Below are 22,734 nucleotides of genomic sequence, written 5' to 3' on the forward strand. Positions count from 1 at the left end.
GCACTTTTGCTTGGCAAAGTGCGGTTTCTTTTTGCGGTGTTTTTTCAGCATAGAAGCAATAGATTTACTCAACGGATAGGGCTGATTATAATGCTTGGCATGATTTAAACGATTTTAAGGATATACATGCAATTTTCTAAAATGCACGGACTCGGCAATGATTTTATGGTGGTAGATGCGGTTACGCAGAACGTTTATTTTCCTGCTGACACCATTAAACGTTTAGCCGATCGTCATCGTGGCATTGGTTTTGATCAGCTGTTGGTGGTGGAACCGCCTTATGATCCCGAATTGGATTTTCATTATCGTATTTTTAATGCGGATGGCAGTGAAGTGGCGCAATGTGGTAATGGTGCTCGTTGTTTTGCCCGTTTTGTGACGCTTAAAGGTTTAACCAACAAAAAGGATATCGCCGTCAGTACGCAAAATGGCAAAATGGTGTTGACCGTCAAAGAAGACGACAATGTGCGAGTGAACATGGGCGAACCCATTTGGGAGCCAAATAAAATTCCGTTTACCGCCAATAAATTCGAGAAAAATTATATTCTGCGCACGGAAATTCAAACGGTACTCTGTGGCGCGGTATCCATGGGAAATCCCCATTGTGTGGTGCAGGTGGATGATATCCATACCGCCAACGTGGCGCAGCTTGGGCCCTTATTAGAAAATCATGAGCGTTTTCCGGAACGGGTGAATGCCGGTTTTATGCAGGTGGTGAACCGTAAACATATTAAATTACGCGTACATGAGCGCGGCGCGGGTGAAACCCAAGCCTGCGGTAGCGGTGCTTGTGCGGCAGTCGCTGTGGGGATTATGCAAGGCGTACTGGACAATGAAGTGCAGGTGGATTTGCCCGGCGGCAGTTTGCTGATTGAATGGCAAGGCGAAGGGCATCCGCTGTATATGACCGGTAGCGCCACCCACGTCTATGACGGCGTGATTTATCTCTAATGGTCGATCATCTGCGATGCAAAACGAACTGCAAAAATACCTGACTTATTTGCGCATTGAACGTCAAGTGAGTCCTCTCACGCTGACCAACTATCAACATCAGTTGGTGCGCGTTATCGCTATTTTGCAGGACGCCGGAATTCAACAATGGCAACAAGTCACGCCAAGTGTGGTGCGCTATGTGTTGGCGCAAAGCAGTAAACAGGATGGCCTAAAAGAAAAAAGCTTAGCGTTACGCCTTTCTGCGTTGCGCCGCTTTTTGAGTTATTTGGTGTATCAAGGGCAGCTCAAGGTGAATCCGGCTGTGGGCGTTTCCGCGCCTAAGCAACCCAAACATTTACCCAAAAACATCGATACAGATCAAATTCAGCTATTACTTGCCAACGACAGCAAAGAGCCTATTGATATCCGCGATCGCGCCATGATCGAATTGTTTTACAGCTCAGGTTTGCGTTTGTCGGAATTGCAAGGATTGAACTTAAACAGCATTAATCTTCGCGTGCGTGAAGTCCGGGTGATTGGTAAAGGGAATAAAGAGCGCATTGTGCCACTGGGGCGTTATGCTTCCCATGCGATTCAACAATGGCTCAAAGTGCGGTTGTTATTTAATCCAAAAGACGACGCGTTGTTTGTCAGTCAGTTGGGGAATCGCATGTCCACGCGCACGATTCAAATGCGCTTGGAACGCTGGGGCATTCGACAAGGTTTGAATAGCCATTTGAATCCGCATAAACTCCGTCACTCTTTTGCCACCCATATGTTGGAAGCCAGTTCGGATTTACGCGCGGTACAAGAATTGCTCGGACACAGTCATTTATCAACAACGCAAATTTATACACACTTAAATTTTCAACATTTAGCAGACGTGTATGATGCGGCGCATCCGCGAGCCAAACGGAAAAAATAAGAGAAACGTCATGAAATTTTACCGCACTTTACAGCCTTTTCAGGTGATCAGTTTTGATTTGGATGACACCTTATACGATAACTCACAGGTGATGATTAAAGCGGAAAGTGAATTTTTGGCATTTTTACGCCAATATGACGGCGTTCAAGACGTGACACATGCTGAATGGGTGTTTTGGAAAGAAACGGTTGGGCGAGAAAATCCTCTCCTACAAGAAAATGTTACCGCATGGCGAACGCAAAGTTTACAGGCGCTATTAGCAAAACGACAAAAAAGTGCGGGGGATATTTCCGCTATTTCTGAAAAAGCCATGTCGTATTTTTTACACTGGCGCCATCAAATCGACGTGCCACCACAAAGTTTCGAGATTCTAAAACAACTCAAACAACACTATAAACTTGTCGCGATGACTAACGGCAATGTAGAACCAGCACGTATTGGCTTTCACCACTTTGATTTAACATTACGTGGCGGTGAGCATGGCAGAGCTAAACCTCATGAGGATTTGTTTCGGCAGACCGCCCAGCATTTCAATATTTCACCATACCAACTGTTGCACGTAGGCGATAACTTACAAACTGACGTACAAGGAGCTATTCAAGCCGGCTGCCAAGCAGTTTGGTTAAACTTAACCCAAAAGCATATTCACCAATTCAGCGATGCTCGTCTGTTACCAACGGTAGAAATGTCGGATTTATCGGCATTGTTATCGTTGTGTTGTTAAAAGTGCGGTCCTTTTTTACCGTGTTTTGATAAAGAAAAAGGCATAGTCAACCTATGCCTTTTTTATTTTATGAATGAATATTTTCAATTATTTGACGATATCGCCTTTCTTATTGTCTTACGATTGCTTTAATTAGGTCGGGTAGGTAGAATTGACAAAATTTGCATTTTGATATTTTAAATTTAATTAAATGGATCATTTCATGAAAAAATTATTGTTATCTATGAGTTTAGCCGCATTTGCTTTGACTGCTTGTTCTTCCGGTGTTGTTGATTTAAAACCTGTTAGTGCGACTCAGAACATTAAACATATTTGTTTAAAAGGCAGTATTAAAGCTGCGCCGGATAATTTTATTGATGCATTAACGCGTAGCTTAAAAAATAAAAATATTTCAGCTGAATTAATGAGAAATAAAGCGGATTGTGATCACGTCTTATTTTTTAACGTGAGAGGAAATAATCATATTATTGGCCGTGCTAAATTTGAGTTGAAAGAGATGGGAACAAAACAATCTTTGGGATCATTATCGTATAAACGTCGCGGTGATGAGAAAGAACGTGTTGATCAGGTTGGTTTACAAGGTCAAACGGATTTAATGATTAACCAACTGTTTCGATAAGCCATAATGACTAAGACAATTTGTCAGTTTTCTTGCAATATTTCAGCGTGGAAAATCGTTTGTAATAAGACTTTGTCCGACAGTGATTGGGCTCTGGGATATACGCATTGGCAAAAAAACAGCGAAAGTTTTCCTGATTTTGTTCCTAAACTTGAGTTTTTAGCGCCATTAAAACGTCGCCGTTTAAGCGATTCCGCCCGTTTAATTTTTGAGGCGGCTTGGAATCTGGTTGAGGAGAAAACCAATTTACCGGTGGTTTATGCGTCAGCAAATAGTGAAATTAATCGCAACTTTAGTTTATGGCATGCTTTATTAACGGAAGGGGATTTATCCCCAACCTCCTTCAGTTTATCAGTACACAATGCATTAATCGGGCAATGGTCTGAATTGCGTCAAGTGAAAGCAGAAACCACAGCGCTGGTTGCTAACAAAGACAATTTGGAGATTGCATTATTGGAAGCCTATCTCCTGTTACGGGAAGGTGAAAAGCAGGTTCTTGTGGTTGTCGCAGAATCACCTCTTGCCCTGGAATACAACGCTCATCCGGTTATGCGTCAGCCTTTTAGCTATGCGTTGGCATTGGTGGTGGAAGCTGGGGAGCAATACCAATTAAGTCTTTCTAATAGCGCTTTTGAAATGGAACCTGTTTTGGATTCGGCCTTAGAATGGGTTAAAAATCAGCATTTAAACTGCACACAATGGCAAACGCCAAATAGTACGGGAGGCGTTTGGACATGGCAGAAAAACTAGATTGGCTTCGACGATTTATCGGGACAGCAATTGGTTTTTTCTTTTGGGGGACGGCAGGCGTGTTACTTCAGTTGGTTTTGTATCCCTACATGCTTACTCGCAAAACTGACTCGCTACAAAATCAATTAAAGACGCGCCGTTTTGTTGGTCGGATTTGGTATTACTTTATTCGTTATTTATCTTTTGTTGGTGTATTACAAGTCACTTATAAAGGATTTGAAAAGCTTGGTCGTCCTGGACAATTAATACTGCCAAATCACCCTTCTCTATTAGATGTAGTATTAATTTTAGGTAAAGTGCCAACGCTTAACTGTATTGTTAAAAAAGATTTATTAAATAACCCTACCATGCGAAATCAGATATTGGCTTGTGGTTTTTTACCCAATACAGAGTCTGTCGAATTATTAGAACAAAGCGACGAAGTACTCAAAGAACAAGCCTTGTTGCTTTTTGCAGAAGGAACGCGAACCGGTTGGGATGGGGTGGTTAAACTTAACCGAGGTGCAGTATCTATCGGTTTACGTAGCGCTAAAGTGATTACTCCGGTTATCATTCGAATGCTTCCGTTAAATTTGAAAAAAGGTCAACCGTGGTATCAAATTCCGAAAACACGCATTCAATATGAGCTTATTGTTGGGGAAGATATTGATCCTCAAGACTGGCTACAAACCCAATCTTTACCAATGGCTTCTCGTAGATTGACTAAATATTTAGAAGATTATTTTAATTTACACACAAAGGACAACAAAAATGGAACTGGAACAGCAAATTAAACAATTAATTATTGATAGTTTGGCATTAGAAGATATCAGTGTTGAAGATATTGAAAATGACACCGCACTTTTTGGTGATGATGGTTTAGGGTTGGACTCTGTTGATGCGCTTGAACTGGGCTTGGCAGTGCAAAAAACATTTCATTTGCAACTGGATAGTGAACAAACCCAAGTACGTAATCACTTTGAAAGTGTAGCGACCTTGGCAAGTTTTATTCGTAGTCAAAAAGGTGAGGCGTAATATGACTGAACAAGAAATTCGAGATTTATTGACTGAGGCGCTTGAGTCTTTATTTGAAATCGAACCGGAAAGAATTAAGCCGGAAACCAATCTGTATGAAGATTTAGAAATTGATAGCATTGATGCGATTGATTTGATCGATCACATTAAACGTAAAACAGGCCACAAATTGCAAGCGGAAGATTTTCGTAATGTTCGTACCGTAGATGATGTGGTCAAAGCCGTACTAAAAATCAGCCAGAGCGCTCAATAATGCGTAAATATGCCCCAACCGATCTCATTGCATTTGCCCCTGTATGGTGCTATTCGGATTTCGAACAAAAAGCGTATCAAGTGTCCGCAGAATTCCAACACCGCCACATTCGAGCTGTTGCAGTATGGTTTGAAGACGGCGCCAAATTGGCGTGTACGCTTTTAGCCGCTTGGCATGCCAAAGTGCGGGTGCTTTTCCCGCCGAATGTTACGCCGGAAAGTGTAGCGTGGGTCAGTGCCCATGCAGATTTGTGGCTAACCGATGTGGAGATTCACTCTTCCTTGGTGGTGTGTTTTGATGATTTTGGTGCGCAACAGTCTTGTCAAAAATACGCTGAAAATCGACCGCTCTTTGATTATGACAACCAAACGGAAATCTGGCTGAAAACCTCCGGCAGTACCGGTGAGGCAAAAACAATCATTAAAACCGCAGAGCAAATGTGGCTCGGTGCGGAAGTCTTGGCGGAAGCCTTGCCGTTTAAAGCAGAGAATAATGTGACGGCTATTAGTACGGTCAGTATTCAACATATTTATGGTTTAACCGTACACATCATGATGTCCTTGGTCAATGGCTGGCAAATTGGGCGTAAGCAACAATTTTATCCGGAATGTATGCTTGCTGAAGCAAGGAATACTGAACAGACAGTGATCGTCAGTAGCCCCGCTATGCTCACCCGTATTGACTGGTTTAATACGACAATGCCGAAAAATATCGTTGGTGTGATTTCTTCCGGTGGTGCATTACCGGAAGAAACTTCAGAACAAATGCGCCATTTATTGCAGCAGCCTGTCATTGAAATTTATGGCAGTACGGAAACCGGCCCGATTGCGATTCGTGATGATATTCATTTATGGCAAACCTTGCCAAATAGTCGTTTAGGCTGTAATGAAGATGGTGCGTTATGGATCGAGGGATGTTGGCTTTCGACACGTGAGCAAACGGCAGATGTGGTGGAGTTTCTTGATGGTGGATTCCGTTTATTAGGGCGCAGTGATCGTATCGTCAAAATTGGTGATAAACGTACTTCATTAGCCGGTATTGAAACCAAGTTAAACCAACATGCTTGGGTTGAGGATTGCTATATTGCGCAACATCCTGAACAACCTCGATTGGCTGCTTGGGTCGGCTTAAATGCACAAGGGATTGAAATTTTAAGAGAGAATGGTCGACGTCATTTGATAGATCAACTTAAAGCCTATTTGGCTGAAACACAGGATAAGACAGCGATTCCACGTTTTTGGCGTTTTACGGATAAATTGCCGCGCAATAGCCAATCTAAAATAAACAAACTGGAATTTAACCGCACTTGTATTGAGCCGCAGCGTGAACCGATTTGGTTAACCGAACAGCAAACTGAACATCATTATCAGGCAACCGGCAAAGTGCCATTAGATTTGTTGTATCTTAAAGATCATTTTGCAAATTTCCCTTTAGTGCCGGGCGCAATTGAATTGCAATGGATTAGTGACAAGATTAAAGCGTTGGTGGCGCAGGATGTTGAATTTAGCCGTTTGGATAAATTGAAATTCCAAAAATTCTTACGTCCGAATGACCGTTTTTCTCTTGAATTAAACGTCGCCGAGAAACGGGATAAAGTCACTTTCCAACTGAAAGTAGAAAATGATATGTGCTGTAGCGGCGTCGCAGTGTTATCGTATCGTTAACCATGTTATCACTTGTTTGCCTCATAAATTGTGTTGCCTCTTGTGAATATGATTAAGATTATTATCAACCTTTTACTAACGTTAACCGGTATCGCTTATCCGATACTCTGGTTATTCGCCGATAATCAGCAAATGCTGTTTCATTTACCTTGGATTATGGCGTTGCTTTGGGCATGTAAAGGGGCTTTTCAACAGCAGGGGCAACGTTATTTTGCCTGGTGTATGGCATTGATTTTAGCGGTGGTAGCGCTGACCCGCTCCATTGAAACCATGTTTTGGTACCCTATCATCATTAATGTGTTAATGCTCTCGTTATTTGGCGGGAGCCTATTGCGTGGGCAAACGGTAGTGGAGCGTTTAGCGCGTCTTCAAACACCGGATTTAAATGAGCATGGTGTTCGTTATACCCGAAAAGTCACTCAACTGTGGTGTGGGGTTTTTATTGTAAATATCTTGATTACTGCGACAGCCATTGGATTGGAATATTATGATTTTTGGGCACTCTACACCGGTATGATTTCCTATTGCATTATGGCGATTGTGATGGCCGGTGAATGGTTGGTCAGACAAAAAGTAAAAAAACATTATGAATAATCTACGGGATCCTAATGCACTAATTGCCCGCCATCCTGACTGGCAATGGCAAGATTTTTTGACAAGAGCATGGCAAATTTCAGCACAATTAAAGCAAGAACAAATTAAGTCGGTGGCTTTTTGGTTTGATGATGCGGCATTGTTCGCATGCGCTATGCTAGCGTGTTTTCATTCCGGTACGCGTATTTTACTTCCTCCTAATTTGCTTTCGGAAAATCAACAATGGATCAAAGAAAATGCGGATTTTCTGTTTGATGACACTCTGTTTAATCATTACGGTATTGAAAAAAAATACTCTGAAAACCTACCGCACTTTGATTGCCATCATCCCACGGAAATTTGGCTAAAAACCTCAGGCAGTAGCGGACAGGCGAAAATATTAGTTAAAACCGCCCAGCAAATGTGGTTAGAGGCGGAAGCCATCCATCAATCCCTTCCTTTCCCGGAGGGGAATCATATTCATTTAGTATCCAGCGTTTCTGTGCAACATCATTACGGTCTCTCGTATCGTATTATGTTGCCGCTTATTATGGGGTGGACGATTGCACGTCAGCAACAGCCTTACCCTGAAGGTTTGATTGAAGAAAGTTTTGCTGCGCCGGCAAGTATTTGGATTAGCAGCCCAACGCTTTTGACCCGCTTAAACCTGGATGATGCGAAGTTACACCAATGTCCTTTGCTGGGAATGATTTCCTCCGGCGGTGTGTTACCGGCAGATACCGGTAATGCCATTCGACAACAATTGAAAGCTGATGTGATTGAGTGCTACGGTAGCACGGAAACCGGTGCAATTGCTTTCCGTGCCGATGATGGTTTGTGGCAGCCGACTACAATGACTAAGGTCGGGCTGAATAGCGAAGGGGCTTTGTGGGTCGATTCTGCCTGGTTAAATCAGCGGGAACAAACGGCAGATGGTGCGGAATTATTTGAGGACAAATTTCATTTATTAGGGCGTATCGATCGTATTGTGAAATTTGGTGATAAACGTATTTCGTTAGTAAAAATCGAACAGGATTTATTGCGACATCCTTGGGTGGCGGATTGCTATATCGCACAGCATCCGGTGCATTTTCGACCGGCGGCTTGGGTCGCGTTAAATCTCGATGGTATACAATCCTATCAGCAACTTGGACGAAGTTCCTTGGTAAGTCAGTTACGTCACTTTCTAATAAAAACTCAAGAACATTCAGGGTTGCCACGTTTTTGGCGCTTTGTGGAAACATTGCCTCGTAATAGCCAATCCAAAATTAGTAAGCCTGACTTTGAGCAAGCCTTTTTAGCAGAAAAAGAGGATGGTCTATGAACAAGGTCATTGTTATTATTCCTCACTATAATCATTCCAACACGATAGAAAATGTTGTGCAGAAGGTGCTTAAACAACATCTCCCGGTGTTGATTGTCGATGATGGTTCTTCTGAGGCTCACGTGGCCGTCTTAAAAACATTGCAACACACGCCTAACGTCTTTGTGCATTATTGTCCGCTGAACGGGGGAAAAGGCGCTGCAATGAAAATCGGCTTCATGAAAGCGGCTGAAATGGGGTTTACACATGGTATTCAAGTGGATGCCGATGGTCAGCACCACCTTCCAGATATGGTAAAAATGTTGCTCGAAATGCAAAAAAATCCGACCGCACTTATTTGCGGTAAACCGATTTATGGCGAGGATGCACCGAAAGCGCGTTTATACGGACGTAAAATTACAGATTTTTGGAATGCTATTCATACGCTCTCGTTTGATATTAAAGATGGTATGTGCGGTTTTCGTCTTTATCCTTTAGCGCCGATTTTGGATTTGATGCAAGCGGAGTCGTTAGGAAATCGTATGGACTTCGATATTGATATTGTGGTGAAAGCCCATTGGCATCAAATTCCTTTAATTTGGGTCGATACGCCGGTGCGTTATCAACAGGACGGCATATCCCATTTCCGTGGTTTTGCAGATAACTGGGGCATCAGTAAAATGCACTGCCGTTTATTTTTCGGTATGTTGGCACGAGTATTGACGGGGCGAAAAGTATGAGCTCTCAGCATTGGGCAGAGCAAAATGAGCGCGGGAGTAAGCTTTCCTTAAATTTAACCCGCCTTATTGTGCAGTACTGCCCGTTGTGGGTGATTAAACTGGTCACTTTTTTTGTGGTGAGCTATTTTTTCCTGACGTCTCAAAAGGCTCGCCGCAATATTCGCCGCTATCAACAACGGCTACAACAAACCTTTCCGCAGGTTCATTTGCCTCGTTATCCCGTATTTTGTCAGTTTTTAGCCTTTGGTGAGGCGATCACCGATCGTTTCGCCGTCTGGCAGAAAAAAATTCGTTATGCTGATTTAATTGATGATGACACAGATAACGTCTATCAAGCCATTCGTTCAGAAGGTCGTGGACAAATTTTGGTCTGTTCTCATTTTGGCAATATCGAGATTTGTCGTGCGTTGGTCGATAACCCAAATCATAGCAATTTTAAGCTAAACATTTTGGTGCATAACCGTCATGCACAAGCCTTTAATGAATCTCTCGAAAAGGCGGGCGCTTCCTCCTTGCCATTAATTCAAGTGGAGGATTTGGATGCGCAGAAAATGTTGGAATTACATGAACGGCTTGAACGTGGCGAGTGGATTGCGATTGCGGCCGATCGCGTGCCGGTACGTGGCGATAAAACGCAAAAAGTGGATTTCTTAGGTACGCAGGCATCCTTTCCACAAGGTGTATGGCTGATGGCAAGTTTACTGAAAGCCCCCATTAATACGGTCTTTTGCTTAAAAAAATGGGGAGACTATCATTTAAAATTGCGTCATTTTTCCGGCCCTATCGAGGGGCGTGGAAAGCAACGAGCTGACAATATTGAACAGGCAATGCAACGCTATGCGGATTTATTAGCGCAAGAATGTGCAGAAAACCCCTTGTATTGGTTCAATTTTTACGATTTTTGGGAAGATGATTAAAATGTTGAGAAAGAAAAAACACGTTTATTGTCACCATGCCTCTGAATATGAAATCCAGTTTTTTGATGTGGATTCCATGAATATTATGTGGCATGGGCATTATGTGAAATATTTAGAAATGGCACGCTGTGCATTTTTGGACGAAATTCATTACACCTACGACGTAATGAAAGAAAAAGGCTATGGCTGGCCTATTGTTCAGTTGAATTTGAAATATGTGAAACCGGCGTTGTTTCGTCAAAAAATTCGCGTGGAGCTTTCATTGGTGGAATATGAAACTTGCATTCGTATTGATTACATTATTCGTGATATTGCAACGAACGAGAAACTCACTGCGGGTAGCACAACGCAAGTTGCGGTAGAAATTAAAAGCGGAGAGATGCAATTGCAGACACCGCCTTGTTGGCGAAGTGCGGTGGAAAATCACCCGAGTTTTCAACAGGAGAACACATAATGCGCATTTTATTGGCTATTTGTTTATTGTGGCTGAGTCCGTTGAGTTGGGCGTTTTCTGAAAATGAACTCATTACCTTGTTACAAACCCCGCAAAATGTGCAAGGTGATTTTACCCAACAGCGTTTTCTGAAATCTTTAAATAAGCCAATTACCACCCAAGGTAAATTTGTATTATTGGCACAGAAAGGGCTTTTATGGCAAATGGAAAAACCCTTTACCAATCAGCTCCGTGTAAAAAAAGACGGCATTATGCAATGGGACGGGAAGCAATGGGTGGCAAATGGAAAAATGGGACAGGCGGAACAAATTAGCTTGTTCCTCGGTTTGTTATCAGGGGATATTTCCGGGTTAAAAACGCAATTTGATACAACGCTGGTTGGTGAAGCGAAAAATTGGTCTTTAACGTTAACGCCAAGTTCGTTGCTGATGAAACAGATTTTTAATCATATTGAAATTCAAGGTGATAGCGTGGTGAAAACCATTGTGTTAGATGAAAAACAAGGGGATAAAACCCGGATTCATTTTGACAATGTTCAGCAAAACCAATCATTAACGGCGTTCGCTCAGGCGGCGTTGGAATAAAAAACGATGAAAAAATCCACCGCACTTGCCTTTCTTTATGCCTCATTTTTACTGATCACGTTGTGGCTGTTTGGCTACGCTGTGAAGCAAGGCCATTGGCTACAAACGGATTTGCGCGCTTTATTGCCGCAAGAACAAGGCTGGTCATCTTGGCAAGTGAAGGCGGATCAACATCAAGAAGAACAACTCAATCAACAAGTGATTTTACTTGTGGGACACGCTGATGCACAAACAGCCTTTAAACTGAATGCGTCGGTGGCACAGCAATGGCAGGAAAGTGGGTTGTTTGCTCAGGTCAATGACCGAATGCAACCGGATATCGATGTGCTACGTAATGAAATCAAACATCTACGTTTAGCCACCTTGCCTCAAGAGATTCGTCAGCAGTTATTAACGGCACCCCAACTTTACTTCCAACAATATGCGGAACAATTGCTCAATCCTTTTACGCAAAACAATTTATTGTCTTTAGAGCAAGATTGGTTGGGATTAGGGCGTTTTGTTTTGCCACAGGCGCAAATACAAAGTCGTCTTCAATGGAATGCGACAAATGGCATGCTTTATGTGACGGAAAATGATCAAACATGGGTGTTGTTACGAGGCGTATTGCGACAGAGTAGTTTGATTAATCCATCTGTTAATTTGACCGCACTTTTGGCGCAAAATCGTCTTCAAATTGAAGAAAATAAAGGGCAAATGCGTGCTGCCGGTGCGCCATTATTTGCGGCTCATGCCAAAGTGAAAGCAGAACAAGAAAGCACATTCATGAGTATCTTGGGCATTAGCCTGACCTTATTGTTGTTACTATTTACGTTTCGAACCTTTCGTGTGCTTTGGTTGTTTTTGCCGATCTTAGCCGGTATGTTAAGTGGCGTGACGGCAACGGTGTACGCATTTGGACAAATTCATATTCTAACCCTTGTTATCGGCACCAGCTTAATCGGTGTGCTCATTGATTTCCCGCTCCATTGGCTTTCATCTTCACTTTTTCATCTTGTCTGGAATGCCGCGCAGACCATGCGGAAATTGCGCTTTACCTTTTTGATTAGCCTATTGGTGACGTTGCTTGGCTATGGCTTGTTGGGTTTTACGGTGCTTCCGGTATTAAAACAAACCGCACTTTTTTCTGCCGTAGCGCTGATTGCTGCTATGTTAGCGACCTTGCTCTTTTTGCCGCCACTATTCCGTCATTATCAGGGTAAACCTTTACCTTTCCGCCCTAAAGTGCGGTCGATTTTTACGATGTTTTTACACTACAAATTCGGCATTTTTGCGAAAATCACGGCTTTGCTTTTTGTTGTGGTGGGGTTGTTTCAATCAAGTTGGCGCGATGATATTCGCGAATGGGTTGCGATGCCGCAGGGAATGCTGATGGAGGCCAAGCAAATCAGTGAGTTAACGGGCATTGACTTAGGGAATCGTTATTTCTTGGTGCTTGCAGAGAATGATGATGAATTACTGGAAAAAGAGACTGTCTTGACTCAGCAACTAGAGGCGCAAAATATTCCGTACCGAGCCTTATCTCAATGGCTTATGTCCACAAACCAACAGCAGCAATTTATTCAGCAGCTTGCTGCGACAGTTCATCCGCAAGATTATGCTGTGTTGCAGGATATTGGGATTCCGCCGGAAACCATCCAAACCGCTTTGCTGGCGTTAGGTACAGAAACGCCTATATCCTTGTCTTCTGCCTTGCAGCAACAAATCGGGCAGGCGTGGCAAACATTATATTTAGGTCATTTGGTGCCTGGGAAAGTTGCAGGTATCGTTCAGATTGTTGGTCAATCGGCCTTTCCGTTTGAAAATTTGGCTAATCAGCAAGATATCTTTTGGACGGATAAACGATCGCATTTGAATCAAGCATTTCAAGCCACCCGTGATCAGGCAGCCTGGCTTAAAGCAATGTCATTTTTGTTTGCCGGTTTATTGTTATGGCGTTTCTTTGGTGTGAAAAAGACGGTGACCATGTTATTGCCACCATTATGTGCCATTGTGTTGACGATAGCCATTTTCGGCTGGGTAGGCTGGCCAATCAGTTTATTTACGATGTTCGGCTTGTTATTGGTGTCTGCCATTGGGATTGATTATACCGCCTATATGCAAACGGCAAATGAGCCTTTATACGGTAAGTACATTGCGGTATTATTGGCGGCAACCACAACGCTCATTTCCTTTGTTTTACTGGGTTTAAGCTCGACACCTGCTGTCGCCTCTTTTGGTTTAAGCGTCAGTCTTGGTGTGCTATTCAGTGTTATCATTACGTTTAAAATGTTGCGGTAAGGAAGTATGAAATATTGTTTAATTCTCTTTTTTGCCATGCTAACGGCGTGTAGCACATTACCCACGGTAAAACAGTTGCCCGCGCATCAAGGCATCCGAATCTTTAAAGTCGAACAAGTGACGGCTGAAAATCAATTACAGCAAGCCAGTTTGTTAACCTTACAAATGGATGCGCAACAATGGCGTTGGGTGCAGACAGATCCGCTTGGTGCACCGTTAGCGAGAGTGATTTTAACTAAACAAGGGTGGCAAAATGACGGTTTTGTTATGCCGAATCAACAGGCTCGTCAGCTCTTTTCCGCCCTTTCTACGGCGTTAAACCCGCAGCAACCTTTATTTGATTTTAGCGCTGTTCAGCCTATTTCAAACGGCGCAGATTATTTTGTTAAACAGAAAAAAGTATGGCAAATCAGACAATTGCCATCCATGATTGAAATCGATTTGTCGGATCATAGCCATTGGCGAATCGAGGAACTAAATTAAGAGAAAAATGACCGCACTTTATTTAAGCAAACCGGCAATCCTAAGTAGTCTAGGTGAAGGTATCGAGAGACATGTTCTGCATTTACTCAATGCCGAGGATTCGCCACTAAAACTTTCCGAGCGTGCTTTTCATATTTATGGGCTAGAAGGAAAACCACGTGTCTTTGGCGAAGTGAATGTTCCTTTACGTCCTTTCCCACAGAATTTACCGGAAATCCATGTGAGCCGTAACAATCAATTACTGTGGCATTGTTTGGCGCAAATAGAAGATCAGATCGCGTCAGTCATTCAACGTTTTGGAAAACATCGTATTGCCGTAGTAATTGGCACATCGACAACTGGCGTTGATGAAAATATTCCGGTGTTTAAATATGCGGCACAGCATCATGATTGGTCGAGTGAACGCTTTAAACAACAGCAACAATATTTTTCCGCACCAGCTGATTTTGTCGCCTACCAATATGGTTTGGAAGGGCTAACTTACGGTATTTCTACTGCCTGTACTTCCGGCGCAAAAGCCTTAATCAGTGCCGCGCGTTTGTTAAATGCCGGCTTGTGTGATGCGGTGATTTGCGGTGGGGTAGATGAACTTTCGCCTCTCACGATCAGTGGTTTTTCCTCTTTGTCCGTGTTGTCTGATAAACGTTCTAACCCGCTTTCGGTTAATCGCGATGGCATCAATCTTGGTGAAGGCGCCGCTGTTTTTATCATGACACGAGAAAAATTAGAAGAAAGCAACATTGCGTTGTTAGGTTACGGCGCAAGCAGCGATGCTTATCATATGTCGTCTCCGCATCCTGAAGGTGAGGGCGCGATTGCTGCGTTTCGCGCGGCATTGGATTCAGCCAATTTAACGGCGGATGAGATCGGCTGGATTAATTTACACGGCACAGGCACGGTGCATAACGACCAAATGGAAACCTTAGCGGTTCATCAGGTGTTTGGCGATGACACGCCATGTACTACAACTAAACCCTATACAGGGCATACTCTTGGCGCGGCTGGGGCTGTAGAGGCTGCGATTGTATGGGGCATTATCGATCGCACATTAAATCCAACAGGTAAGTTGCCGGCACAATTGTGGGATCATCAGACCGATGTCGTATTGCCGGTAATAAATATCACCCATGAACAAAGTCAGTGGGCTAAGTCACAACGCATTGGCGCGAGCAGTTCTTTTGCTTTTGGTGGAAATAATACCGTATTGATTTTAGGGGAACGACATGCCTGATTTAACCTGTCCGATAACAGACATTGCACCTTTGGTGCCGCACAGTGGCAAAATGATTATGCTGGACAGAATTCTTGATTTTGGTACAGATTTTTTGATTGCCGAGATGGAGGTTAGACCGGATAACGTTTTTCTTCGTGGTGAAAGATTGCCTAGTTTTTTAGGGGCGGAAATTATGGCGCAAGGCGTTGCCGCCTGGGATGGCTGTAAATGTGCGCAACTCGGAAAACCCATCGGATTAGGGTACTGGCTGGGTTCGCGTAAATTAAGTATTCATCAGCCTTATATTGCTATGGGCAGTAAATTACGTATTCAAATTAAGCTTTCCATTGAAGATGCCTCCGGTTTTGGCGTGTTCGATTGCCAATTAATCGATGCTAACAGTCAACAGATTATCGTGGAAGGCGCATTAAATGTCTTCAGACCGCAAGCGTAAATTCATCGCTAAAAACCACCGCACTTTTTATCTAATCTAAGGAATTTATATGAGTGAAACAGTTTTAATCACAGGTTCTAGCCGAGGTATTGGCAAGGCGATTGCCTTACAGTTGGCACAGTCAGGCTTTGATATTGTGGTACATTGCCGTAGTCGAGTGGAAGAGGCGGAAGAGGTTGCTCAGGCTGTTCGTGAATTGGGGCAACGTGCTCGCGTATTGCAGTTTGATGTCAGTCATCGCGCGGAGGTCGCAGAAAAGCTACTTGCCGATGTGGAAGAGAACGGCGCTTATTACGGTGTGGTGCTGAATGCAGGACTCACCCGTGATAACGCATTTCCAGCCTTAACCGAAGAGGACTGGGATCAAGTATTGCGTACGAATTTGGATGGTTTTTACAATGTATTACATCCGATTATGATGCCTATGATTCGTCGCCGCAAAGCAGGGCGTATTGTTTGTATTACATCGGTTTCTGGCTTAATCGGCAATCGTGGTCAGGTCAATTATAGTGCTTCCAAAGCCGGGATTATCGGTGCGGCGAAGGCGCTTGCAGTGGAATTAGCAAAACGTAAAATTACCGTAAACTGTGTGGCACCGGGATTAATTGATACGGATATTCTGGATGAAAATGTGCCTATTGATGAGATTCTAAAAATGATTCCGGCAGGGCGAATGGGCGAGCCGGAAGAAGTGGCACATGCGGTAGATTTTCTCATGGATGAAAAGGCAGCTTACATCACCCGCCAAGTGATCGCCGTGAATGGCGGTTTATGTTAGCGCATCTAGAAACCATGAAGACGTCAAAGAGATAAATTAATGAAACGAGTTGTGATTACGGGAATCGGCGCCGTTACTGCCTTTGGTAAGAAATGGTCGTCTGTCAAAGCGGCTTTCCAACGCAAACAAAATGCGGTACAGGCAAAAACAGAATGGGCAGAACGTTATCCTGAGTTGGGCGCTAATCTGGGCGCCGAAATTTTAGGGTATGAGCCACCGAAACATTGGAATCGCAAACAATTACGCAGTTTAGGACGCGTCTCTCAACTTGCTGTGGAAGCCGCTGAAAATGCGTTAGCAAATGCGGGATTATTGGATGAAAATGGCGAAATTCTGGCTTATTTAAAGGATGGCAGAATGGGCGTTGCTTGTGGTTCTTCGACAGGCTCTACCAATGATGTGCGTGATGCGGCAGAGCTACTTATGACTGGGAAATCTGACGGTTTTAATGCAAATACTTATGTACGCATGATGCCGCATACCGCCGCCGCCAATATCGGTATTTTTTTCGGTTTGACCGGACGAATTATTCCTACTTCTAGCGCGTGTTCTTCCGGTAGCCAAGGTATCGGCTACGCTTATGAATCTATAAAATACGGTTTAATTCCCATGATGTTGGCTGGCGGTGCGGAGGAGTTTTGCCCGTCGGAAGTCTATGTGTTTGATTCTTTATATGCGGCCAGCCGCAATAATGCCAATCCGGACAAAACACCACGTCCTTATGATAAAGATCGTGATGGTTTGGTTATTGGTGAGGGGGCCGGGATTTTTGTCCTCGAGGAGTTGGAGCACGCCCTTGCCCGTAATGCTAATATTATTGCAGAAGTCGTGGGCTATGGGGCGAATAGTGATGGTGCGCATGTGACCCGCCCGCAAAAAGACACCATGCAACGTTGCATGGAATTGGCGTTAAAAGATGCCCGTTTATCTCCGGAAAATATTGGTTATGTGAATGGGCATGGTACAGCAACAGAACAAGGTGATATTGCAGAAACGCTCGCGACAGAAGCCGTATTCGGTCACATTCCGTTAAGCTCGCAAAAAAGTTATTTAGGCCACACATTGGGGGCTTGCGGCGCATTAGAGTCTTGGTTTTCCATTGAAATGATGCGTGATGGCTGGTTTGCGCCAACCATTAATCTAGATCATATTGATGAGCGTTGCGGCAAGCTAGATTATATTCAAGGTGACGGCCGTTATATTGACACGGATTATGTCATGAATAATAACTTTGCTTTTGGCGGTGTGAATACATCGTTAATTTTTAAACGCTGGCAGGGTTAATGTGTAAGGTCGGGTTCTGCGCCCGACCTAGTAAAGTGCCGTTTGCACTAGAGATAAAAAATCCTTTTCTTTCATGTTATCAGTGCTAGGTAAAACAGCTAATTTTTTGACCGCACTTTTAGCGTCTTTCGATATCACCCAAAAACAGGCGCCTTCTTGTTGTTCGTTATCCGTTTCTAATACCCAACCGACGAGAGCAGATGGTATTGTGTCCTGTTCTAAATCCAATAATGCCAGTTGTAATGGTTGCCAAATAGTGTGTTGATTGACCGCCAAGAAGAGCGAATTTCCGTTAATTTGTAAGGTTTGCGCCAGTTGGAAGGCCGCCGCATTGTTAATGTTCGCCATGAAATCCAACGGACTTGGTAGATTTTGTGCCGTCAGTTGGTGGAACATTTTGTCGAATTTGCTTGGCGAATTAAATGGAGAACCTAAGTAAATCCCACTTTTTTCTGCTAAATAAGCCTTGAGAGGAAGGGCGCCAAGTAAGGCAAGTTGCGTAAACCGACTTAAACGACGAGCATCTACGCTGTAGGTTTTCAATTCTTGACGCAAGGACTTGTCATCTTTTTGGTTACCACTGAAGTGATGGATTTGCTGAATATAATACGTCATTGCCCCACCTTAAGTACCCAAGCAATATTGCTGCCGCCAAAGCCTAAGAAATAATTTAAAAAATAACCGCACTTTTGATCATTATTTTTAAATTGCTCGAACAAAAATGCGCTTTCTAATGCACCGCTGGCGCCGAGCGTGTGCCCCATTCGCGCTTTCAGTGAAAGCTGTTGCGCGTGCGGGAAGAGGTCTTGTAAAACACGGAGCTCCATTTCATCGATATTTCCACCAACGCCGTGTACTTTCACCCCATTAATGTGCGTAGGAGATAAATTGGCTTTGTTTAAGCAGGCGTGAATCAGGTGACGTAATGCGGACTCGCTACTGTTTGTTAGGTTTTCATTGTCAGTTAGCGTGACCACACCCAATAGTTCACAGGAGCATTGCGGATTAGGTTGAACAGATAAGGCGACACAACCGATGCCTTCGCCTAGCACAATGCCTGTTGGTTGGATTAACGGCAAATATTGTGCGTCCTGCGATAACAAATTCATTGCTTGAAAATGCTCAAATGTCAGGCGATTAAATGTTTCAAACCCGATGACCAAAGCTTTTTCATACAGACCGTTTTGTAGCATTTTGTAAGCATATCCCATCGCTTGCGCAGAGGAGGTGCAAGAGGTTGCGAAGCTAAAGACCTCAGTTTGATAACGTCGGCGTAAATCATCGGCAATGACTGCCAGGCTGTGTTGTTCCGGCAAAGGAAGATGATTAGCTAAACGGGCCTCGCAATTGCTGATCACATAGGCTGTTGAACCGAGCAAAATGGGGATGTTTTTCAATTCGCTTTTATCCCAGCCTGCCAGTTGTAAAGTGCGGTCGATTTCTACATTAAAATAGGCAGAGAGTTGTTCAAGAGAGAGCAACGCCTCATCAAACGCGTTGAAATAAGGAAAATGAAGCGGTTGCCCCAACATATGAGAGGTTCGTTGCCCGAGATGATTGGCAAATTTGGCAGAAGCCGCGGTGAGATAAACGTTCATCAGGCTTTTTGGTGTTGTTCACGAATAAAGGCGGCAAGATCGTGTATGTTCATCATGTGTTTGCGCACCATACGATCTCCCTGTAATCGCACGCCAAAATGTGCTTGTAATGCTACAACGACCTGCAAGGCATCTAAAGAATCCAACTGAATGCGGCTTTGTTCACCGAAAAGCCATTCATCATCGCTGATTTCCATTGGGTCAAATTCGTCTTTTTCTGTTTCTTGGATAATCAGTTTTTTGAGTTCTTGTTCTAATGCCGGGTATTCCAGCGTGAAAAGATAAGCCATTAGAATCTCGCTTGTTTGGTTAATTGTTGTTGATAAATCAGCGTGGCAAAAAGTAACGTTATCGCACCAAAGCCACTTAATAAATAGAGCGGTTGTTGAATTTGGCTGAGGTGATATTGGTTTAACAGTAAATTTTGAAAACCGCTTAATGCCCAACCCATAGGGGAAAATTGAGCAATGGTTTGCATGATTTCCGGCATGACATACACCGGCACCATAATACCGCCAATAGCCGCCATGATAATAATACCGCCACCGCCCAACACGACGGCGTGTTCGGTCGTTCTTGCCAGCACACTGATTAACAATCCGTAGCCTAGTGCAGCAAGGCTTACTGCAGCGGATAAGACAAAATAAGGCAACCAACTTCCGGAAAGCGTAAACGCAGGCATATCTAGTGCAGGCAAAACAAAATAACCTAGCGCCACCATGCCGACAAATTGTAATTGGTTGATGAGAAAATAAGGAATTAGCTTGGCAATAATCAAACTCAATGCAGAAGCTCGCGCCATACGCAACCGAGTCAGCGTGTTGGTTTGGCGTTCCATCGCCATCACATTGGAAAGCGGAATCATAATAAAGAACATGCCAAAAATCAGCCACGCAGGCACACTATGTTGTACCGAGCTAGGTTTGCTGACTTCCTTGCCATGGCGGTTCACATAAATTTCTTGCCACAAATCTTTCGCAAGATAATCGTTAATTTGCGCGAATTTGCTGTCCAGTTCTTGATTGACTTTATTTTGAATCTCTTTGATTGGCTTACGATTGTTATTTTCTAACGTAATGTGATTGTCTGCCAAATAATCGTTTAAACGCAGTTGCGAATAATGCTTTTGCAACACACCTTTCACACCCAGTAGCCAACTGCGATCTACGCTTGGGTTTAACCAAAGCTGTAAGGCGTGTTCTTCTGAAAGTGCGGTCTGTTTTTCATTCGGATTTAAAATCAATAAATCAAACTTACCCGCTTGTAGGTCAGCTTGATATTGTGTTAATTCTGATAGCGGCGCTTGTTTTACGGCGAGGTTTTCTTGTTTGAGCTTGGCTAAGAAATCATCATTTAGTTGATTTTTTTCACTTAACAACACGATTTCCGAGCGATTGCTTAACGCATTATCGTTACTCAAGGCGGCCGACATAATTAACATAAACAAAATCGGCATAATAAATAATACGGCAACACCATGCAGATCACGGCTTAATAGGCGCATTTCTTTGATAATCGATGCAATTAACATGTTTTTCCCGCCTTATTTAAAAAATCTAAATAAAAACGTTCCAGACTTTGCCCTTCTTCTAAAATGCCTTGTACCGTGCCTTGATAAATGAGATTGCCTTCATTTAACAGCACTAATTTGTCACATAATTGCTCAATTTCTTGCAAATAATGAGAGGTATAAATCACCGTCACACCTTGCTGTTTCAACGCCGCTACGCTATCTAAAATAAACTGACGGGATTGCGGATCAATCCCCACGGTGATTTCATCGAGAAAAATCACTTTTGGGCGATTAATTAAACCAATAGCAAAATTTAAACGGCGTTTTAATCCGCCGGATAAATGCTTCGCCAGCTTGTTTTTATGCGCCACTAAATCTACTTTGGTCAATAATTCCAACAAATAGCTTTTATCCCGAACATCATACAATGATGCAAAAAATGTCAGATTTTCCCAAACCGTCAGCAACGGATAAAAAGCAAAATCCTGTGGCACCAAGGAAATCTGATGGCGCTGTTTCTTGCTCAATTTCGCCAAAGGCACGCCATCAAAATAAATCTCTCCTTGTTGTACGGATTGCAGCCCTGCAAGCAGGGACATTAAGGTCGTTTTTCCTGCACCATTAGGGCCAAGTAGGCCTACGGTAGAAGCAGATTCAATGCGAAAACTGACCGCACTTAATGCGTTCTTTTCCGCGTTGGGGTAGTGATGGCTAAGATGGTTTATTTGAATCATAAATTACGTAAGGTTTGCCAAATGTATTGTTCTTTATTCGCAATCTTTCGCAAATAGTCCGCTACTGTTTTATAGCCTTCCGTTGTTGGCTTTTTGCATTGCTTCACACATAAGCCCGCGAATTGGCGCCACATATCGCCGATTTCCGTCATGTGTTCGGAGGCTTGTTTGTATTTAGGCTCTTGGCAGATATTGGCAGCTTGTTCAAGGAAATAGGCGTATAAATAACGGAAACCTGCGCCGCCGGTGCCGATTTCTTCTTGCATACGCACGATATGACCGAGGTATAAGCGTTTGTATTTTTCCGAAGGATGCGTTGCCAGTTTTTCAATTTGCTTGGCAACGGTACGAATGCCTTTTACACCTACGAAAAAGAGCGGAGCCAACATTTGTTTGGCATTTTTACGAATGGCTTTACGGATGAGGTTTGGTAAGTCAATTTGTGTTAAATCAGGTTGATTTTCAAAATAATACATCAACCCTTTCGGCGCTAATGCGCCCTTCGCAAAACGTGCCCGTTGCAAATCTTCTGCGGTACAACGTTGTACGTTTTCAAATACGGGATCGCTAATCAGGTAATCGTTTTGTTCTTTGCCATATACGATTAAATTGTGCGCATTAAAATGAAAACGCATTTCAGGCGGGAAATAAGGCAACCAGAAAACAGAGGTTTGTAAACCGACCAACTTTTCTTCGGCAAGTGCTTGATCTAACGCTTGCTGTCCGGCTTGTGGCGAACGAAACTTTTGCATTTTCAACCGCACTTTCAACTGCTTTGATAGCCTTTTGATAATGGAACGTGGCGGCATTCGATAGGAAATCAGCGGCAATCCGTTAATTTTAACCAACGGAATATAAACAAAGGTCAACGCCGATGCCAAACCGAATACCATCGCTTCGTTAAAATCGACACCTTGCGCTTTCAACATAGTGGACATAACACC

27 protein-coding genes are annotated in these 22,734 nt (G+C 43.4%); 21 read left to right on the top strand and 6 right to left on the bottom strand.

Features of this window, described 5'->3' with window-relative positions; all coding sequences use genetic code 11:
• The first annotated feature begins 126 nt into the window (after positions 1-126).
• From dapF to J5A60_RS00985, 21 genes are all read left to right on the top strand, one after another.
• The gene (dapF, locus tag J5A60_RS00885) at positions 127-951 is read left to right on the top strand and encodes a diaminopimelate epimerase (RefSeq protein WP_005715797.1); all 825 of its coding nucleotides are present in this window, start codon (positions 127-129) and stop codon (positions 949-951) included.
• Between the two features lie 16 nt (positions 952-967).
• Positions 968-1,858: a tyrosine recombinase XerC gene (gene xerC / locus J5A60_RS00890; RefSeq protein WP_212510255.1), complete on the top strand. Its 891-nt coding sequence runs from the start codon at positions 968-970 to the stop codon at positions 1,856-1,858.
• Between the two features lie 10 nt (positions 1,859-1,868).
• Entirely contained in the window at positions 1,869-2,582 is a 714-nt protein-coding gene (yigB, locus tag J5A60_RS00895; RefSeq protein WP_212510256.1) for a 5-amino-6-(5-phospho-D-ribitylamino)uracil phosphatase YigB, read from the top strand.
• A 202-nt stretch (positions 2,583-2,784) separates the two neighbouring features.
• The gene (locus tag J5A60_RS00900) at positions 2,785-3,201 is read left to right on the top strand and encodes a hypothetical protein (RefSeq protein ID WP_212510257.1); all 417 of its coding nucleotides are present in this window, start codon (positions 2,785-2,787) and stop codon (positions 3,199-3,201) included.
• Between the two features lie 6 nt (positions 3,202-3,207).
• Positions 3,208-3,951, top strand: coding sequence for a beta-ketoacyl synthase chain length factor (locus J5A60_RS00905; protein WP_212510258.1), 744 nt, complete (start codon positions 3,208-3,210; stop codon positions 3,949-3,951).
• The gene (locus tag J5A60_RS00910; RefSeq protein ID WP_109103880.1) at positions 3,936-4,724 is read left to right on the top strand and encodes a 1-acyl-sn-glycerol-3-phosphate acyltransferase; all 789 of its coding nucleotides are present in this window, start codon (positions 3,936-3,938) and stop codon (positions 4,722-4,724) included. Before J5A60_RS00905 ends, J5A60_RS00910 begins: the two co-directional genes overlap by 16 nt.
• Positions 4,702-4,965, top strand: a complete 264-nt coding sequence (locus J5A60_RS00915) for a phosphopantetheine-binding protein (RefSeq protein ID WP_005715810.1) — start codon at positions 4,702-4,704, stop codon at positions 4,963-4,965. The genes J5A60_RS00910 and J5A60_RS00915 overlap by 23 nt, the downstream gene beginning before the upstream one ends.
• A 1-nt stretch (position 4,966) precedes the next feature.
• Complete coding sequence (locus J5A60_RS00920; protein WP_109103882.1) at positions 4,967-5,218, top strand: acyl carrier protein; 252 nt, start codon at positions 4,967-4,969, stop codon at positions 5,216-5,218.
• Positions 5,218-6,882: an AMP-binding protein gene (locus tag J5A60_RS00925; protein WP_212510259.1), complete on the top strand. Its 1,665-nt coding sequence runs from the start codon at positions 5,218-5,220 to the stop codon at positions 6,880-6,882. The genes J5A60_RS00920 and J5A60_RS00925 overlap by 1 nt, the downstream gene beginning before the upstream one ends.
• A gap of 48 nt (positions 6,883-6,930) precedes the next feature.
• Positions 6,931-7,476, top strand: a complete 546-nt coding sequence (locus J5A60_RS00930; RefSeq protein WP_212510260.1) for a hypothetical protein — start codon at positions 6,931-6,933, stop codon at positions 7,474-7,476.
• Entirely contained in the window at positions 7,469-8,779 is a 1,311-nt protein-coding gene (locus J5A60_RS00935; RefSeq protein ID WP_212510261.1) for an AMP-binding protein, read from the top strand. The genes J5A60_RS00930 and J5A60_RS00935 overlap by 8 nt, the downstream gene beginning before the upstream one ends.
• Positions 8,776-9,498: a glycosyltransferase family 2 protein gene (locus J5A60_RS00940; protein ID WP_212510262.1), complete on the top strand. Its 723-nt coding sequence runs from the start codon at positions 8,776-8,778 to the stop codon at positions 9,496-9,498. Before J5A60_RS00935 ends, J5A60_RS00940 begins: the two co-directional genes overlap by 4 nt.
• On the top strand, positions 9,495-10,415 hold the full coding sequence (locus J5A60_RS00945; protein ID WP_212510263.1) for a glycosyl transferase family 2: 921 nt from the start codon (positions 9,495-9,497) through the stop codon (positions 10,413-10,415). Before J5A60_RS00940 ends, J5A60_RS00945 begins: the two co-directional genes overlap by 4 nt.
• Positions 10,408-10,869, top strand: a complete 462-nt coding sequence (locus J5A60_RS00950) for a thioesterase family protein (protein ID WP_204100874.1) — start codon at positions 10,408-10,410, stop codon at positions 10,867-10,869. Before J5A60_RS00945 ends, J5A60_RS00950 begins: the two co-directional genes overlap by 8 nt.
• Positions 10,869-11,453: an outer membrane lipoprotein carrier protein LolA gene (locus J5A60_RS00955; protein WP_212510264.1), complete on the top strand. Its 585-nt coding sequence runs from the start codon at positions 10,869-10,871 to the stop codon at positions 11,451-11,453. Before J5A60_RS00950 ends, J5A60_RS00955 begins: the two co-directional genes overlap by 1 nt.
• 6 nt (positions 11,454-11,459) lie before the next feature.
• Positions 11,460-13,733 carry an MMPL family transporter gene (locus tag J5A60_RS00960; RefSeq protein WP_212510265.1) on the top strand — a complete coding sequence of 758 codons (2,274 nt, stop codon included), beginning with the start codon at positions 11,460-11,462 and terminating at the stop codon, positions 13,731-13,733.
• A gap of 6 nt (positions 13,734-13,739) precedes the next feature.
• Complete coding sequence (locus J5A60_RS00965; protein ID WP_048750136.1) at positions 13,740-14,216, top strand: hypothetical protein; 477 nt, start codon at positions 13,740-13,742, stop codon at positions 14,214-14,216.
• Between the two features lie 7 nt (positions 14,217-14,223).
• Complete coding sequence (locus tag J5A60_RS00970) at positions 14,224-15,447, top strand: beta-ketoacyl-ACP synthase (protein ID WP_212510266.1); 1,224 nt, start codon at positions 14,224-14,226, stop codon at positions 15,445-15,447.
• Positions 15,440-15,883, top strand: a complete 444-nt coding sequence (locus tag J5A60_RS00975; RefSeq protein ID WP_109128333.1) for a dehydratase — start codon at positions 15,440-15,442, stop codon at positions 15,881-15,883. Before J5A60_RS00970 ends, J5A60_RS00975 begins: the two co-directional genes overlap by 8 nt.
• 49 nt (positions 15,884-15,932) lie before the next feature.
• Positions 15,933-16,661 carry a 3-oxoacyl-ACP reductase FabG gene (fabG, locus tag J5A60_RS00980; RefSeq protein ID WP_212510267.1) on the top strand — a complete coding sequence of 243 codons (729 nt, stop codon included), beginning with the start codon at positions 15,933-15,935 and terminating at the stop codon, positions 16,659-16,661.
• A gap of 39 nt (positions 16,662-16,700) precedes the next feature.
• Entirely contained in the window at positions 16,701-17,945 is a 1,245-nt protein-coding gene (locus tag J5A60_RS00985; protein WP_212510268.1) for a beta-ketoacyl-ACP synthase, read from the top strand.
• A gap of 27 nt (positions 17,946-17,972) precedes the next feature.
• Here the strand turns inward: J5A60_RS00985 and J5A60_RS00990 are convergent, their stop codons facing one another.
• The 6 genes from J5A60_RS00990 to J5A60_RS01015 are packed head-to-tail and all read right to left on the bottom strand — an operon-like array spanning position 17,973 to position 22,728.
• Positions 17,973-18,560, bottom strand: coding sequence for a hypothetical protein (locus tag J5A60_RS00990; protein ID WP_212510269.1), 588 nt, complete (start codon positions 18,558-18,560; stop codon positions 17,973-17,975).
• Positions 18,557-19,543, bottom strand: coding sequence for a beta-ketoacyl synthase N-terminal-like domain-containing protein (locus J5A60_RS00995; RefSeq protein WP_212510270.1), 987 nt, complete (start codon positions 19,541-19,543; stop codon positions 18,557-18,559). The genes J5A60_RS00990 and J5A60_RS00995 overlap by 4 nt, the downstream gene beginning before the upstream one ends.
• Positions 19,543-19,833 carry a phosphopantetheine-binding protein gene (locus J5A60_RS01000; RefSeq protein WP_212510271.1) on the bottom strand — a complete coding sequence of 97 codons (291 nt, stop codon included), beginning with the start codon at positions 19,831-19,833 and terminating at the stop codon, positions 19,543-19,545. The genes J5A60_RS00995 and J5A60_RS01000 overlap by 1 nt, the downstream gene beginning before the upstream one ends.
• Entirely contained in the window at positions 19,833-21,074 is a 1,242-nt protein-coding gene (locus J5A60_RS01005) for an ABC transporter permease (protein ID WP_212510272.1), read from the bottom strand. Before J5A60_RS01005 ends, J5A60_RS01000 begins: the two co-directional genes overlap by 1 nt.
• Positions 21,068-21,790 (bottom strand): ABC transporter ATP-binding protein, encoded by a 723-nt coding sequence (locus tag J5A60_RS01010; protein WP_212510273.1) that lies wholly within the window; start codon positions 21,788-21,790, stop codon positions 21,068-21,070. The genes J5A60_RS01005 and J5A60_RS01010 overlap by 7 nt, the downstream gene beginning before the upstream one ends.
• Positions 21,787-22,728 carry a BtrH N-terminal domain-containing protein gene (locus J5A60_RS01015; RefSeq protein WP_249113879.1) on the bottom strand — a complete coding sequence of 314 codons (942 nt, stop codon included), beginning with the start codon at positions 22,726-22,728 and terminating at the stop codon, positions 21,787-21,789. The genes J5A60_RS01010 and J5A60_RS01015 overlap by 4 nt, the downstream gene beginning before the upstream one ends.
• Between the last annotated feature and the right edge of the window lie 6 nt (positions 22,729-22,734).

The sequence above is a fragment of the Aggregatibacter sp. oral taxon 513 genome (genome assembly GCF_018128305.1).
Classification (GTDB): Bacteria; Pseudomonadota; Gammaproteobacteria; order Enterobacterales; family Pasteurellaceae; genus Aggregatibacter; species Aggregatibacter segnis_A.